14 protein-coding genes are annotated in these 15,212 nt (G+C 65.1%); 2 read left to right on the forward strand and 12 right to left on the reverse strand.

Translation table 11 applies throughout. The annotated features are described in order from the left end of the window. The first annotated feature begins 29 nt into the window (after window positions 1–29). Window positions 30–920: a macrolide 2'-phosphotransferase gene (locus tag ACU4IU_RS03765; RefSeq protein ID WP_139468646.1), complete on the forward strand. Its 891-nt coding sequence runs from the start codon at window positions 30–32 to the stop codon at window positions 918–920. A 294-nt stretch (window positions 921–1,214) separates the two neighbouring features. Here the strand turns inward: ACU4IU_RS03765 and ACU4IU_RS03770 are convergent, their stop codons facing one another. The 12 genes from ACU4IU_RS03770 to ACU4IU_RS03825 form a co-directional block, all read right to left on the reverse strand. Further along, complete coding sequence (locus ACU4IU_RS03770; RefSeq protein ID WP_092015973.1) at window positions 1,215–1,544, reverse strand: histone-like nucleoid-structuring protein Lsr2; 330 nt, start codon at window positions 1,542–1,544, stop codon at window positions 1,215–1,217. A gap of 218 nt (window positions 1,545–1,762) precedes the next feature. Next, window positions 1,763–3,322 carry a lysine--tRNA ligase gene (lysS, locus tag ACU4IU_RS03775; protein WP_446655899.1) on the reverse strand — a complete coding sequence of 520 codons (1,560 nt, stop codon included), beginning with the start codon at window positions 3,320–3,322 and terminating at the stop codon, window positions 1,763–1,765. A gap of 44 nt (window positions 3,323–3,366) precedes the next feature. Next, the gene (locus ACU4IU_RS03780) at window positions 3,367–4,257 is read right to left on the reverse strand and encodes a Rossmann-like and DUF2520 domain-containing protein (RefSeq protein WP_139468649.1); all 891 of its coding nucleotides are present in this window, start codon (window positions 4,255–4,257) and stop codon (window positions 3,367–3,369) included. Then, window positions 4,254–6,113, reverse strand: a complete 1,860-nt coding sequence (locus ACU4IU_RS03785) for a PH domain-containing protein (protein WP_248283964.1) — start codon at window positions 6,111–6,113, stop codon at window positions 4,254–4,256. Before ACU4IU_RS03785 ends, ACU4IU_RS03780 begins: the two co-directional genes overlap by 4 nt. A 2-nt stretch (window positions 6,114–6,115) precedes the next feature. After that, window positions 6,116–6,616 (reverse strand): PH domain-containing protein, encoded by a 501-nt coding sequence (locus ACU4IU_RS03790; protein ID WP_139468651.1) that lies wholly within the window; start codon window positions 6,614–6,616, stop codon window positions 6,116–6,118. Further along, window positions 6,613–7,074, reverse strand: a complete 462-nt coding sequence (locus tag ACU4IU_RS03795; RefSeq protein WP_139468652.1) for a DUF3180 domain-containing protein — start codon at window positions 7,072–7,074, stop codon at window positions 6,613–6,615. Before ACU4IU_RS03795 ends, ACU4IU_RS03790 begins: the two co-directional genes overlap by 4 nt. Window positions 7,075–7,102: 28 nt before the next feature. Beyond that, entirely contained in the window at window positions 7,103–8,059 is a 957-nt protein-coding gene (folK, locus tag ACU4IU_RS03800; protein WP_139468653.1) for a 2-amino-4-hydroxy-6-hydroxymethyldihydropteridine diphosphokinase, read from the reverse strand. Continuing rightward, window positions 8,056–8,937 carry a dihydropteroate synthase gene (gene folP / locus ACU4IU_RS03805; protein ID WP_218973642.1) on the reverse strand — a complete coding sequence of 294 codons (882 nt, stop codon included), beginning with the start codon at window positions 8,935–8,937 and terminating at the stop codon, window positions 8,056–8,058. The genes folK and folP overlap by 4 nt, the downstream gene beginning before the upstream one ends. A gap of 23 nt (window positions 8,938–8,960) precedes the next feature. Next, on the reverse strand, window positions 8,961–9,584 hold the full coding sequence (gene folE, locus ACU4IU_RS03810; RefSeq protein WP_139468654.1) for a GTP cyclohydrolase I FolE: 624 nt from the start codon (window positions 9,582–9,584) through the stop codon (window positions 8,961–8,963). Continuing rightward, window positions 9,584–11,770: an ATP-dependent zinc metalloprotease FtsH gene (ftsH, locus tag ACU4IU_RS03815; protein ID WP_139468655.1), complete on the reverse strand. Its 2,187-nt coding sequence runs from the start codon at window positions 11,768–11,770 to the stop codon at window positions 9,584–9,586. Before ftsH ends, folE begins: the two co-directional genes overlap by 1 nt. Before the next feature lie 179 nt (window positions 11,771–11,949). Next, window positions 11,950–12,501 carry a hypoxanthine phosphoribosyltransferase gene (gene hpt, locus ACU4IU_RS03820; protein WP_139468656.1) on the reverse strand — a complete coding sequence of 184 codons (552 nt, stop codon included), beginning with the start codon at window positions 12,499–12,501 and terminating at the stop codon, window positions 11,950–11,952. 47 nt (window positions 12,502–12,548) lie between these two features. Continuing rightward, the gene (locus tag ACU4IU_RS03825) at window positions 12,549–13,820 is read right to left on the reverse strand and encodes an MFS transporter (protein ID WP_259357077.1); all 1,272 of its coding nucleotides are present in this window, start codon (window positions 13,818–13,820) and stop codon (window positions 12,549–12,551) included. A 116-nt stretch (window positions 13,821–13,936) separates the two neighbouring features. On the opposite strand from ACU4IU_RS03825, the gene ACU4IU_RS03830 reads away from it, so the two are divergent. Then, window positions 13,937–15,211 carry an amidohydrolase family protein gene (locus tag ACU4IU_RS03830; RefSeq protein ID WP_446655900.1) on the forward strand — a complete coding sequence of 425 codons (1,275 nt, stop codon included), beginning with the start codon at window positions 13,937–13,939 and terminating at the stop codon, window positions 15,209–15,211. The last annotated feature ends 1 nt before the right edge of the window (window position 15,212 follow it).

A 15,212-nucleotide genomic window follows, 5' to 3' on the forward strand; every position in this document is an offset into this window, starting at 1 on the left:
CACACAGCAACGTCAGAGAGGACGCAGACATGCCCACCGATCCCACGATCATCCGGGACCTGGCCCGGGCCCACGGTCTCGACATCATCACCGATTCCATCGTCATCAACGAGCTCGGCCTCGACTTCCAGGTCGCCATCGCCGAGGCGGTCGACGGCGGAGCGTGGGTGCTCCGGATCCCTCGGCGTCCGGATGTCTCTGCCCGCGCCGCCGTCGAGGGCCGGTTCCTGGGCGCCATCGCACCGCATCTGAGCGTCGCGGTCCCCGATTGGCAGATCCACTCGAATGACCTCATCGCCTACCCGCTGCTGCCGGGAACACCCGGACTGACGATCGATGACAGTGGTCAGCCGCAGTGGCATTTCGATGTCGAATCCTCCGAGTATGCCGCATCGCTCGGATCAGTCCTCGCCGAACTTCACACCGTCGACCCGGCTGTCGTTCGGGACACAGGCATTCCGGAGTTCTCCCCCACCGAGATCCGACAGCGCAAGCGCGAAGACATCGACAACGTCGCCGCCGAGTTCGAGGTGGCGCCGTCCCTGCTCCGGCGGTGGACCGCGTGGCTCGACGAAGACAGCTATTGGCCGTCGTTCTCAACCGTGACTCATGGCGAGGTGTACCCGGCTCATCAGCTCATGGACGGACCCGTCAATCTGAGCATCCTCGACTGGACGACCGCGGCAATCGGCGATCCGGCCAGAGATTTCATGTTCCATCACGCCAGTGTCTCGGCCTCAGCGTTCGAGAACACGAGCGCGCGATACGTGGAAGCCGGCGCTCGGATCTGGCCCAGGTTCGCCGAGCACTGCGGCGAGCTCTACTCGACGTCGCCCGTCGAATTGGGGCTGTACGCTCTGCAGACCGGAGACCCGGAGCATATGAGTGCGGCACGAATTCAATTGAACCCGGAGAACTGAACCGACTTCAACAGCCGTGCGGTGAGCAGAGGTCTTTCCTCAGCCGCAGTGCAGGCTCCCTTGATTCGTGTGCAGCTTCTTCGAATCATTTGGCTGCGGCATCAATCGATATGATTTTCAACTACTCTCCACCTGGCAATTGTCTGTGATGATTCATCACTGCTGTGTTGCCGCATCGCCGGATGAGGGCAATTGATATTTCCGAGGTCGAGCACAAAAAGACCGAGGGGCCAGCGATTCAATTCGCTGACCCCTCGGGTCTAATCGGAAGTTATCGGCTTTCGAATGAGCCTCTTACTTCTCCGCTGCTTCGTATGCTTCGACGATCTCCAGCGGGATCCGTCCACGATCACCGAGCTGGTACCCGTTGTTCTGAGCCCACTCGCGGATCTTCGCCGTGTCCCGCTTGGGGCCCGACGAGCCCGCACGGCGGCCACGGCCACCGGTGTTGGCTACACGACGTGCTTTGGCGATGAATGGGGCGAACGTCTCACGGAGTTTGTCGGCATTCTCGGTTGAGAGCTCGAGTTCGTACGTCGCCTGGTCGAGGCTGAAACGAACGGTTTCCGCCGCTTCGCTTCCGTCGAAATCATCCGTGAGAACGAGGCGCATTTCCCTTGCCATGTTCACTCTTTTCGTAATCAGAGGTTTTTGTCGCTGTCATCTTAACATCCGTTCGGGGATTATCGTCGACTTCGCTAACGTCAATCTCTGAATAGTATTTATCTACCTGTTCGCGTTCATTGCGATCTGCGCGGACGATATTCCGGAACACATACCAGAACAGCAATCCCACACAGATCGACGGGAGCAGCGCTTTGAGGATATCCAACATAATCAGATCAGCCCTCCTGAGCCGAGTCCTCCTGCGAAGAAGCCAAAGGCTTGGTGAATGGGAACAGAATGGTTTCACGAATTCCCAAACCGGTCAGCGCCATGAGCAGACGGTCGAGTCCCATGCCCATTCCGCCGGTCGGCGGCATTCCGTGCTCAATCGCCATGAGGAAGTCCTCGTCGAGGCCCATCGCCTCGTCGTCACCGCGGGCGGCGTCCGCGGCCTGAGCCTCGAAACGCTGACGCTGGATGATCGGGTCGACGAGCTCCGAATAGCCGGTGGCCAACTCGAAGCCGCGCACATACAGATCCCACTTCTCCACGACGCCCTTCTTCGTCCGGTGCTCACGCACCAGTGGTGAGGTGTCGACCGGGAAGTCGGTGACGAAGGTCGGAGCCCAGAGCTTGTCCTGGTAGAAGTGCTCCCACAGCTCTTCGACGTACTTTCCGTGTGAGCGGAAGACTCCGCCCATGTCGACGCCGTTGTCGGCGGCGATCTTGTCGAGGACGTCCAGTCCGGTCTCCGGGGTCACCTCGACGCCGGACAGCTCGGATAGGGAGTCGTACATGCTCACGACCGGCCAGTCTCCGCCGAAGTCGTAGTCCGTGCCGTCGTCGAGAGTGACGACGAGCGATCCGGTGGCTTCCTGGGCGGCGTTCTGGATGAGGGTCTTCGTGAGATCGGCGATCGAATGGTAATCGCCGAAGGACTGATAGGCCTCGAGCATCGCGAATTCCGGGGAGTGAGTGGAGTCAGCACCCTCGTTGCGGAAGTTGCGGTTGATCTCGAAGACGTTCTCGATTCCGCCGACGACCGCCCGCTTGAGGAACAGCTCCGGGGCGATGCGCAGGTACATGTCGATGTCGTAGGCGTTCATATGCGTCTTGAACGGGCGTGCCGAGGCACCGCCGTGCATGGTCTGCAGCATCGGCGTCTCGATCTCGACGAAGTCCTGGTCCGCGAAGGTCTTCCGGAGCGACGACATCACCTTGGCACGGGTGAGCATCGTCTCCCGAGCCTGCTCGCGGGTGATGAGGTCGAGGTAGCGCTGGCGGACGCGGGTGTCCTCGGCGAGTTCGGTGTGCAATCCGGGCAGCGGGCGGAGGGCCTTCGACGCCATGGTCCAGGAGTCCGCGAGGACGGAGAGCTCACCGCGCTTGGACTTGATGACCTTTCCGTGCAGGAACAGGAAGTCGCCGAGGTCGACGTCGGTCTTGAAGTCGTCCAGGCGCTCCTGACCGACTTCACGCAGCGAGAGCATGCCCTGCAGGCGGGTGCCGTCACCGGACTGCAGTGTGACGAAGCAGAGTTTGCCGGTGGTGCGGACGAAGACGACTCGGCCGATGACGCCGACGACAGCCTCGGTCTCCTCCCCCGCTTCGAGACCGTCGTGGGCGGCGTGGACCTCGGCGAGGCTGTGGGTGCGGGGCACCGTCACCGGGTAGGCATCGGTTCCGTCGTCGAGGAGACGCTGGCGCTTGTCCTTTCGAATCCGGATCTGTTCCGGATCGAGGTGTTCGGGTGAAAGGTCTGCGTTCTCAGGTGTCTTCGAGTCGGTATTCGCCATGCTTCAAGGCTACCGTGGACGGGCCGCACGGGGGAATTCGGCGGTCAGTCCAGAGCGCTCAGGATCTGCTGTGCCTGAGCTTCTGTGATCCGTCCCATCGCCAGTGCTTTCGCGGCCGTCGATCGGGCGAGTGCGATGTAGCTGTTGCGCACGGCCGGGTTCGATCGGCTGAGGCTGAACTCGCTCAGTGCCGCCAGGTGCGCTTCGATGGTTCCGACATCACCACGGCTGATCGGTCCGGTCAGCGCCTTCGGTCCGTTCTGCATGGTGTTGGCGACGCTGGCGTCGACGAGGGCGTGGAGGACGGCCGACGGATCGGCGACCCCTGCCTCGGCGAGCAGTTCCATGGCCTCGGCGAGGATCGTGATCGAATGGTTCGACGCGTGGGTGATGGCCGCATGGTAGAGAGGACGGTCCGCCTCGGCGATGTCGATCGGTTCGGCACCGAGTTCGACGACGAGAGCCTCGCCCACCGGACGGATCGGCGCGGGCGCAGTGACCGCGATCGTCGCCTGCCGCAGACGGCTGAGATCGACCTCGGTGCCTGTGAATGTCAGGGATGGGTGCAGAGCGATGGGCAGAACGCCGAGGCGGGTCCCGGCCTCGAGGACGTCCGTTCCGTATCGGCCGGAGCAGTGCACGAGGATCTGCCCGGCATGGATGCGGCCGAGGTTCGCCAGTCCGGTCACCAGTGGTGCGATCTCGTCGTCGGGGACGGCGATGAGCACGAGTTCGGCGCGTTCGGTGATCGCGTCGGGGTCGAGGACCGGCACTCCGGGCAGCATGTCCTCGGCACGTTCGAGGCTGGCCGTCGAGGTGGCGCTGACTCCGATGATCGCGTGACCGGCCTGCCTCCAGGCGGCACCGATGCTGGCTCCGACTCGGCCGCAGCCGATGATTCCGATGCCCAGCCGTGGTGCGTCGTCCTGGCTCATCCGTTGTCTTCCTCGTGAGTCTCGATGGGGCCGGTGTGTGCCGACTTCGCGGCGGCGTCGAAGCGTTGGCGGGCGATCCGAGTACGTTCGGCATGTTCGGTGAAGAAGCGTTTGGCAGCTTCGGCGTCCTGATGCTTCACGAGCGGGGTGATGGGTCCGGCGGTCGAGTGCACGGCCACGCTGCCCAGTTTCAGCGACCTCATCAGCGGCCCTTGGTAGTAGCGCAGGGACTGGACCCTGACATGGGGCACGAAGTCGACCCGGCGATCGAGGACTCCCAGGCGCAGCACGAGCAGGGAATCGGTGAGGGCATAGGCCCGTCGTCTCCAGACGAGGGGGTCGAGGATCCGTGAGGAGCGCGGCTGCGCGTGGAACAGCTCCTCGGCCGCCGCTGCGTCGGGGTGTGTGGATTTCCTGTCGTACATGGCCGACCGGACGAGGCCGTCGGCCGAGATGCCTTCGGGCAGCTGCGGGTCGGGCAGAGCGAGACCCACCATGAGCAGTGCCTGGTCGATATCGCCGACCGGCAGGAGCAGGTTCTCGTCGCTCTTTCCGCCGTCGCTGGCGATGTTGTATTCGGCCCTCCACCAGCCGGCCCAGCGCCACAGCAGCGGCTGGTGGAGGCAGACGGCCTGGAGCCGGTCGAGCGGGATGACTTTGCGGGAGGTGGAGAAGAGTCCGTGGCTGACGGCCAATCCGTCTTCGCTGATGCGGACGACGAAGTTGGCATTGTCGAGGTTCTTCTTGAACCCGGCGAACGCGGCGAAGATGCCGGGCAATCCACCGATGAGGATCGGGAGGAAGGCCTCCTCGATTCCGACGAGGAGGAACACGACGGCAATGGCGACGAGGACGATGATGACGCCGACGGAGATCAGCGTTCCGGTGTTGAGCAGGGAGGACACGATGACCCGATGGGCGGGGACACGGATGATCTCTCCCTCTTCGCCGACATCGGCCGAGAGGTTGTACGGAGCCAGCAGGTCGTTGAGGCTCCGTTCCGCTTCGTGGGAGACGTCGTCGGCCAGGACGCCCAGGCGCTTGCTCAGTCGCACTCCGATGCTGTCGGCGCTGCGTTCGGGCACTGAGCGGTCGATGCCCGGCTGTTCTCCGTCCGCACCTGGGTCCGGGCTGTCGTGGCCACCGGCGCCGAAGCGTGCAGTGTCGCCCGCAGATGCATCGGCTCCTGCGCCGCCGCCTGCCTCTGTATCGGCCTCGGTCCCACCGTGGTCGGCTGCGACTCCGGGCACCGCATCGGTGGACGTCGCAGACGTCGCGGATGCGTTCTTCTTCGCTTTCACCGCGGCGAGAAGTTCATCGCGCAGCTCTTCGGCACGTTTCTTCGACAGGTACTTCAGGGAGATGTTCGAGTCGGTGCCGCCGGCGACATCGAAGACGAGTTCGGCCATGCCGAGCATGCGCGGCAGCAGCTTCTGCTGCAGATCGATCGACTGGACGCGGTCCAGACGGGCCTTGCGCAGCTTCTTCGACAGCAGCCCCCGACGGTAGTAGATCGCCTCGGCGTCGACCCGATACCCCATGACTCGCCACGCCAGCCAGCTGAAGAAGGCGGTGAGGACCAGGATCAGGATGATTCCGCCGACGACGGCGAGGATCACCAGCGGGTGAGCGCCCAGCCATTCGGCGAAGGTGAGGTTGACGGACCGGCCGGAGGCGAGGTCTTCGACGGCGCTCTGGAAGAAGTTCTGCAGACCGTAGGCCGCGGCGATGAAGATGCCGACGAGGACGCCGAGGCTCTCGAGGATCGGCGTCAGCGGATGGACGCGGTGCCAGACCTCCGGTGCGGCCGCCTCGGTGCCGGGGTTCGGGGTTTCGGGTGAAGATGCGTCGCTCATGGTCATAGCCCGGCGAGATTGGCCTGGCCGAGTCCGGCGAGGCTGTCGCGCAGGCGATCGGCTTCGGCGCGGGGCAGTCCGGGGATCGTCGCGTCGGTGGCGGCCGACGCGGTGTGCAGTTTGACGGTGGCCAGGCCGAACATGCGGTCGATGGGGCCGGCGTCGACGTCGACGAATTGGAGTCGGCCGTAGGGCACGACGGTGGCGCGGTGGAACATGATGCCGCGGCGGACGAGCAGGTCGTCCTCCCGTTCGGCATAGCCGATGGCGCGAGCCTGACGGAGGATGATGATCGTCGAAATGATGCCGTAGACGAGGACGGCGATCCAGATGAGGTGCAGCCAGGGCACCTCGGAGTTGAAGATGATCGCGAAGGCCAGCCCGGCGATGAGCATCGGAACGAGCAGCGTCAGTGACGCCAGAACCTCTTTCAGCCCGTACTTCGGACTCACCCTGTTGAAGGGCACATCGGCTCCGATGGAGAAGGAGAGGTCGCGGTTCATGCTGTTTCAGCTCCCGGCGGGTCTTGGGGTGGGATCTCGCAGAATCCCTCGACGATCATACCGACGATCATGAGCACTGCGGCCGAGATCATCGCGACAAGCATACCTGCGGCCAGATCATTGCGGATCCCGGGGGCTGACAGGAAGTAGTAGCCGGCGTTGCCCAGGTACCAGCCGGCCAGTCCGGCCCCGGTCAGGGCACTGGCCTTGGCCATGATCGCCACTCTCGCCGCTTGGATCGGGTCGATCTCCTTCGTCCGGTCACCGTCGTTCCATTTCTTGATGGGCCAGCCGAGCAGGAACAGGATGGCTGCGAGGACGAGCATGCCGATGATGGCGAACCACGGCAGTCCCGGCAGTGAGAACCCCTGGCTTTCGAGCACCACGTCGACCACGATCGCGAGAACCGTGCCGATCACGGCCCAGACGGCGAGGGTGGACGAGGAGGTTCTCTGCATGGTTCCCAGTCTCTCAGATCGCGGGCGGTTATCCAGAGGTGATCCGAGCGATGTCCTGGTCGTCGAGTTCGGCCAGGACCGCGCTGATGGGGCGGCGTCCCTGTGGGGTGTCGATGAGTGTGTCTCCGACGAGTTCCGCCCATGGCGCGAGGACGAAGGCACGTTCGTGAGCGTGCGGGTGCGGCAGCGTCAGTCGCGGGGTCTTGCTGCGCTGCTCCCCGTCCTCGTCTCCGAAGCGGATGAGGTCGATGTCGAGGGTGCGGGGTCCCCACCTGAGTTCGCGCGTCCGCCCGCAGGCGACTTCAATGCCCTGTGCCACCGAGAGCAGTTCGAGAGCCGACAATGTGGTCGTCACGAGCACTCCGAGGTTGAGGAAGTCGGCTTGGTCGACTCCGCCCCAGGGGGCGGTGCGGAAGAGTGAGGACCGGCGGGTGACGGTGATGTCCGGATGCCGGTCGAGGGCGGCCACCGCCTGGTCGAGGGTGTCCGCGGCATCGCCGAGGTTCGCCCCGAGATTGAGATACGCTTCGGTCTCGCCCTCGGCCGTGTCGCCCGAACCGCGCGGCGCGTCCGCGGCCCTTGCAGGCTCCCTCACCGAGGCGGCGGCAGAGTCGACGCGTCTGCGTTCGACTCGGATGCGCACATCGTCGAAGGTCCGTTGGATCGGTGCCGAGGGTTTGTGGACGACGACCTCGACGTGTTCGCACAGGCTCAGGCAGTGGTCGGCGATGCGTTCGGCCAGCGTTTCGATGAGGTCGAAGGTGTTGTTCTCGACGATTCCGGCGACGTCTTCGGCGAGTTCGCCGTAGTGGATCGTCTCGGCGAGGTCGTCGGTGGCCGCGGCACGTGCGACGGAGGTGTGGAGGGTGACGTCGATGATGAAGTCCTGACCCTCGCGCTTCTCGAAGTCGAAGACGCCGTGGTTGCCGCGCACCGTCAGTCCGCGCAGTTCGATGCGGTCGGGGGCCGACTCTGCGCCGGTCATCGCCCGGATCCCTCAGTCCCGGAGTCCGCTGCCGGGTGTGCCGCTGCTGCGGAGTGTTCCCTGACCGCGGCGATGACCTTGCAGGCGACCGCCGAGGTGGCCGGATCGTGGACGCGGACCGCCCAGGCACCGGCCTGCGCGGAGATCGCGGAGATCGTGGCCGTGGCCTGATCCTTCGCCGCCTGTTCGGCCTGTTTCGGGTCGTCGGGGCTGAGCAGGGAGGCGATGAAGCGCTTCCGGCTGGCGGCGACGAGGAGTCGGTGGTCGAGGGCGGCGAATTCGTCGAGCGCGGAGAGCAGCTGCCAGTTGTGTTCGGCGTTCTTCGAGAACCCGAGGCCGGGGTCGACGATGATATTCGCCGGTTCGACGCCGACGTCGATGGCTTCGTCGATGCGGGTGCGCAGCTCGGAGATCACCTCGGCGACGACATCGTCGTAGTGGAACGTCGCCGAAGCCTGATCGAGGTAGCCGCGCCAGTGCATGAGCACGATGGGAGCTCCGGACTCGGCGGCGACGCTGAGCATGGTGGGGTCCGACTGTCCGGCGGAGACGTCGTTGATGATATGAGCTCCGGCTGCCAGGGATTCTGCAGCGACGCGGGCACGCATCGTGTCGACGCTGATGACAGCTCCGGCTGCGGCGAGCTCACGGACGACCGGGACGACTCGGCGCAGCTCTTCGGCTTCGTCGACGCGGGCCGATCCCGGACGCGTCGATTCGCCACCGACGTCGATGATGTCGGCACCGGCTGCCATGAGTTCGAGTCCGTGGGCGACGGCTCGGTCATGGTCGAACCACAGCCCGCCGTCGGAGAAGGAGTCGGGGGTGACATTGAGGACGCCCATGATCTGCGTCGTCTTAGCGGCTGTTTCGTCCATCGCTGTGTGATCCGTGTTCTGCCTCAGCGACCGAGGATGAGACTCATCGCTTCTGCTCGGGAGGCGCTTTCGCGCAGCTGCCCGCGCACGGCCGAGGTGATGGTCGAGGCTCCGGGCTTGCGCACTCCGCGCATGGTCATGCACAGGTGTTCGGCTTCGACGACGACGATGACGCCCTGCGGTTCGAGATGATCGACGAGCGCGTCGGCGATCTGTGAGGTCAGGCGTTCCTGCACCTGGGGGCGCCGCGCATAGATCTCGACGAGGCGGGCCAGTTTCGACAGTCCCGTGACCTTGCCGTTCTTGCTCGGAATGTAGCCGATGTGGGCGACTCCGTGGAAGGGCACGAGGTGGTGTTCGCAGGTCGAGTAGAGGTCGATATCGCGGACGAGGACGAGTTCCTCGTGGCTGATGTCGAAGGTGACGCCGAGGACTTCGGCCGGGTCGCGGTGGAGTCCCGCGAAGATCTCCTCATAGGCTCGAGCCACCCGGTGCGGGGTCTCGACGAGTCCTTCCCGGTCGGGGTCTTCGCCGACGGCGATGAGGATCTCACGCACGGCAGCGGCGATGCGCTCCTGGTCGACCTTGTTGTCCTGCCCTGCGGGGGCGGGGCCGAGACCGGCGGAGACCTCTTCGATATCGGCCATCAGTCGTTGTTCCCTCTGTCTTCGTTCGTGTCATTCGTCGCCGGTCCCCCGGTTCCCGGACCGCTTGTGCCTGGTCCTCCGGTCGGTCCCCCGGTGGGGCCGCCCGTCGGGCCGGTCGGGCCGTTCGGGTTCTCGGGTCCGGGCGGGTTGTGCGGGACGTGGGGTCCGCTGACGCCCGTGGGTCCGGCTCCGGGGATGTCGGTGGTGTCCACCTCGGCGCCGGTCGATCCTTCACCGTCGCTGCGTTCGCTCTGCGGTGCGGGCGGAACGATGGGGCCGCGTTCGGACACGGGGCGATCGTCGTGGGCCAGCCACACTTCGCGGGTGGCGCGTTTGACGACGGGGGCGAAGATCTCCTCGAGGGCGGCCTGGTCCAGCGTTTCGCGTTCGAGCAGCTGGTAGGCGAGGTTGTCGAGCACATCGCGGTTGTGCGTCAGCGCCCAGTAGGCGTCGGCGTGCGCGGAGTCGATGAGACCGCGGACCTCGCGATCGATCGAGGACAGGGTCGAATCCCCGTATTCGTCGCCGCCGCCGTAACCGCGGCCGGCGAAGGGTTCGGACTGGTCGTCGCCGATCTTGACCATGCCCAGTTTCTCGCTCATTCCGTACTGGGTGACCATCTTCCGGGCGATGTTCGTCGCCTTCTCGATGTCATTGCTGGCACCTGTGGTCGGGTCGTGGAAGACGATCTCCTCGGCCACACGCCCGCCCATGGCGTAGGCGAGCTGGTCGAGCAGCTCGTTGCGGGTCGTCGAGTATTTGTCCTCGCTGGGCAGCACCATCGTGTAGCCGAGTGCGCGTCCGCGCGGGAGGATCGTCACCTTCGTCACCGGGTCGGTCTGGTTCATGGCCGCGGCGACCAGTGCGTGCCCGCCCTCGTGGTAGGCGGTGACGAGGCGTTCCTTGTCGTTCATCAGTCGCGTTCGCTTCTGCGGGCCGGCGATGACACGGTCGATGGCCTCATCCAGGATCCGGTTGTCGATGACCTTCGCATTCTCACGTGCGGTGAGCAGGGCCGCCTCGTTGAGGACATTGGCCAGGTCCGCACCGGAGAATCCGGGGGTCCGCTTCGCCACCTGCCCGAGGTCGACCTCGTCGGCCAGCGGCTTGTCGGCGGCGTGGACCTCGAGGATGTGCTTGCGGCCCTTCATATCAGGGGCTTCGACGGGGATCTGCCGGTCGAAGCGACCGGGACGCAGCAGCGCCGGATCGAGAACGTCGGGACGGTTGGTCGCGGCGATGAGGATGACGTTCGTCTTGACGTCGAATCCGTCCATCTCGACGAGCAGCTGGTTGAGAGTCTGTTCGCGCTCGTCGTGTCCGCCGCCCATTCCGGCGCCGCGCTGGCGGCCGACGGCGTCGATCTCGTCGATGAAGATGATGCAGGGGGCGTTCGACTTCGCCTGTTCGAACAGGTCACGAACTCGGGAGGCACCGACGCCGACGTACATCTCGACGAAGTCGGAACCGGAGATCGAGTAGAACGGGACTCCGGCCTCACCGGCGACGGCTTTGGCCAGCAGGGTCTTGCCCGTACCGGGCTGTCCGTAGAGGAGCACGCCCTTGGGGATCTTCGCTCCCACGGCCTTGAACTTCTCCGGCTCGGCGAGGAACTCCTTGATCTCTTCGAGCTCTTCAAGCGCCTCGTCGACTCCGGCGACGTCCTTGAAGGTGACGTCCGGGTTCTCCTTGTTGACGAGCTTCGCCTTCGACTTGCCGAAGTTCATCATCTTCCCGCCCGACATCTGCGAGATGAGGAACCAGAAGACGACGAAGATGATGACGAACGGGATGAGCGTGCCCAGCAGCGACATCAGCCAGCTCTGCTTGGGCACCTCGTCGGTGAAGCCCTTGTCCGGGCCGGCGGAGTCGACGGCCTTGACGACCTGCTCTCCGCGCTGTTCGACGTAGAAGAACTGGACCTTCTTGCCGAAGTCCTTGCCGTCGACCTTGTAGTCGTCCTTGAGAGTGAGGTCGACGCGCTGGTCCTTGTCGACGATCTTGGCCTGTTCGACCTTGTCGTCCTTGAGTAACTGCAGACCCTGTTCGGTGTCGATCTGGCTGAACCCGGACTGACTGAACAGCAGAGCACCGATCGATACGACGAGCAGCGCCAGGACGATCCAGACCAATGGGCCCTTCGTCGCCTTGTTCAGCAGGGGGCGACGTTTGTTCGACTCGGCCATAAGTCCTCTCAGGAAAAAGATGTGGGCAACCGTTTCAGGCTACCGAGGCTGCCTGGGAACATCCCCCACAGCCTAGTACTTCGCACCCCTATAGCCCGAATGCGTGCCGAATCTATTCCGTCACAGACCCCGGACTCGGCCCGGGTTCGCCGCGGGCGTAAAAAGCGGTGCCAGCGGACTCAGCTGTAGACGTGCTGGGCCAGGGTCGCCACGAACGGCACATTGCGGTACTTCTCCGCATAGTCGAGTCCGTAGCCGATGACGAATTCATTGGGCACGTCGAAGCCGACGTACTTGACGTCGATGTCGACCTTGACGGCTTCGGGTTTGCGCAGCATAGTGCAGATCTCGACGGTGGCAGCTCCGCGGGTGCGCAGGTTCTGGACCAGCCAGGACAGAGTGAGGCCGGAGTCGATGATGTCTTCGACGATGAGGACGTGCCGATCGGTGAGGTCGGTGTCGAGGTCCTTGAGGATCCGCACAACGCCGGAGGACTTGGTGCCCGAACCGTAGGAGGACACGGCCATCCAGTCCATCGTCACAGGAGAGTGCAGGGCGCGGGCAAGGTCGGCCATGACCATGACGGCGCCTTTGAGGACGCCGACGAGGAGGATGTCCTTGTCTTTGTAGTCTGCATCGATGGCGGCGGCCAGTTCAACGAGTCGTGCGGCTATCTGCTCTTCCGAGACGAGTACTTTTTCGATGTCATTGCCGAGATCGTTGATGTCCACGAGTGTCGATTCTCCTCAGATGCGGGTCCTGGAGATTCCATTATGGGTCACTTTGCCTCACCGGTGCCAGTGGGCCCGGATGTCGGTGCCAGTTCGTCGTCGACGGTCCCCGGACCGGCCGACAGCCAACCGGTGATCGCCATGAGTGCGGAGATGATGACCATGAACCACAGCGGCACCTGCCAGCCGCCGCTGACCCCGAGCAGTCCGCCCACGGCCAGGGGGCACAGTGCGGCGAGCACATAGCCCGAGGACTGGACGAACGCCGAAGTCGAGGCGGTGACGGAGACCTCGCGAGTGCGGGAGGTGATGAGCGCCAGCGCGGCGGGGAACGCGAATCCGCCGTATCCGAGCAGAGCCGCCCACAGCCAGGGGAGGCTGACCGGGCTGAGCAGCAGTCCGGTATAGCCGGCGACGGCGCTGGCCCCGAAGGAGACGAGGAAGGCGCGCGGGGCGATGCCCCGGACGATGATCTGCGGGGCGAGGAATCCACCGGGCAGACCGCCGAAGGTGACGATCGTGAGCATGATCCCGGCGAGGAAGGGGTCGAGCCCGGCGTCGCGGTAGATCTGCGGCAGCCATCCGAACTGGAGATAGGCATTGGCCGATTGGAGGCCGAAGAACATGGCCATATACCGCGCCTTGGGCGAGGTGAAAACCGCTCGCCGAGGCGGCGCCTCCTCCTGCTGCCCACCGGGCTCCGCGGCCTGTCCGGAGAGGACGGGCACGGACTTCAGTGTCCGCAGCACCGTCCAGGTGATGAGCGCGGACAAGGGCAGGACCAGCCAGAAGCCGAGACCGAAGCGCCACCCGCCGAACTGTTCGGCCAGAGGCGCAGTCAGCAGCGAGGGCAGCATCGAACCGAGGCCGAGCGAGACCGTGAACGTCGTCGCGCCCAGGGTGGGCCGGTGCGGGAAGCGGGACTTGACGTAGACCGGCAGGATGACGTTGCCGATCGACATTCCGGCCAGGGCGAGGACCGTGAGCAGAGCGAAGGCCACCCATTCGGTGACGATGGCGCGCAGACCGATGCCTGCCACGATGAGGGCGGCGCTCAGGGCTAGAGCGGAGAACAGACCGAGGCGCTTGAGCAGGGGTACGGCGATGATGCCGCAGATGGCGAACACGAGTCCCGGCAGAGCCGTGAGCAGACCGGTCTGCCATTCGGCCAGGGAGAATCCGTCGCTGACTTCGGAGAGAACGGGCCCCAGGGAGGAGGCGGCTGGGCGCAGCGAGGCGGCGATGAGGACGAGGCAGGCCAGGGCCAGAACGTCGAGGCCGCGGTTGCGTCGGAATCCCTGCACGGGCGAAGTCGTCATGGCCTCATCCTTTCAGACCGCTGCAGTCGTCGTGCGCGCGGGCCGCGGCCCCATAGAGGCACGCAGACAGGCACAGCTTCCGATGGTATACCGTTTGACGGTCGTAGGCTGAGCACATGATCGTTGTGAAGAATGTGCGCCTGTTCCCTCGCACGCCCGATGCTCCCGCCGTCGACGTCGAGATCACCGAGGGACGGTTCTCTCGCCTCTCCCCCGCCGAGGATGCCGCCCCCGATTCCGCGCCACCGGCGACCGGGACGACATCGACCAGGACCGAGGTCATCGACGGGGCGGGGCGGATCCTGCTGCCTGGCCTCGGCGATGTCCACGCTCATCTGGATTCGAATCGGATGGGCCAGACGTTCCGTCCGCACACCGCCGACGGCACTCTGCACGGGTACATCATGAACGATCGCGAGAACTGGCGGCAGGGCGAGCGCAGCGTCGCCGATCAGGCCGCGTACGCAATTGCGAAGATCATCGCGTCCGGAGGCACGCGCATCCGCTCACACGCACAGGTCGATGCCGACTGCGGTCTCGAGCGCTTCCACGGGGTCAGGGCCGCGCTCGAGGCTCATGTCGATGTCCTCGACTTCCAGATCGTTGCCTTCCCGCAGGCTGGAATCGTGCACGAGCAGGGCGTCGAAGAGCTGCTCGATGCGGCTCTGGGCGAGGGCGCGGACCTCGTCGGCGGACTCGATCCGCTGCTCTACGACCGGGATCCGGTCTCCCACCTCGATGTCGTCTTCGGCCTGGCTGAGAAGCACGGCAAGGGCATCGACATCCACCTCCATGAGGCGGGCACCGCGGGACTCTTCACGCTCGAGGAAATCGCTGCGCGTACTCGAGCCGCGGGTATGGCCGGGCAGGTCACGGTCTCCCATGCCTTCGCTCTCAACACGAACCCGGAACCCGCGGTCGCTCGGATCCTCGATGTCCTCGCCGAGGCGGGAGTGGCCCTGACGACGGTTGCCCCGGCCAAGGGTGCGCTGCCGCAGAGACTCATCCGTGAGCGCCGAATGGCTCTGGGACTCGGCGAGGACGGTCAGCGGGACTACTGGAGTCCCTATGGTGACGGCGATCTGCTGCGCCGGACCTGGCAGCTGGCGTTTACGAACGGGTTCCGTGCAGACGCAGATATCGAAGGCTGTCTCGACATCGCCTCACGCGGAGGAGCGCAGGTCATGGCCGGTGCTCGTTCCGACGGTTCGGCTCTGGTCGACGATTCCCGGTTCGGTCTGGCGGTGGGCGCTCCCGCGGACTTCGTGCTCGTCGACGCCGACACGGTCACCTCGGCGATCATGGACTGCCCGAGGGACAGGGATGTGTTCAAGGGCGGTCGACTCATCGCCTCCGGCGGCGAACTGGCGGGCGGGCCGCGGCTGAGCTGAG

Source organism: Brevibacterium sp. CSND-B09, from assembly GCF_052906525.1.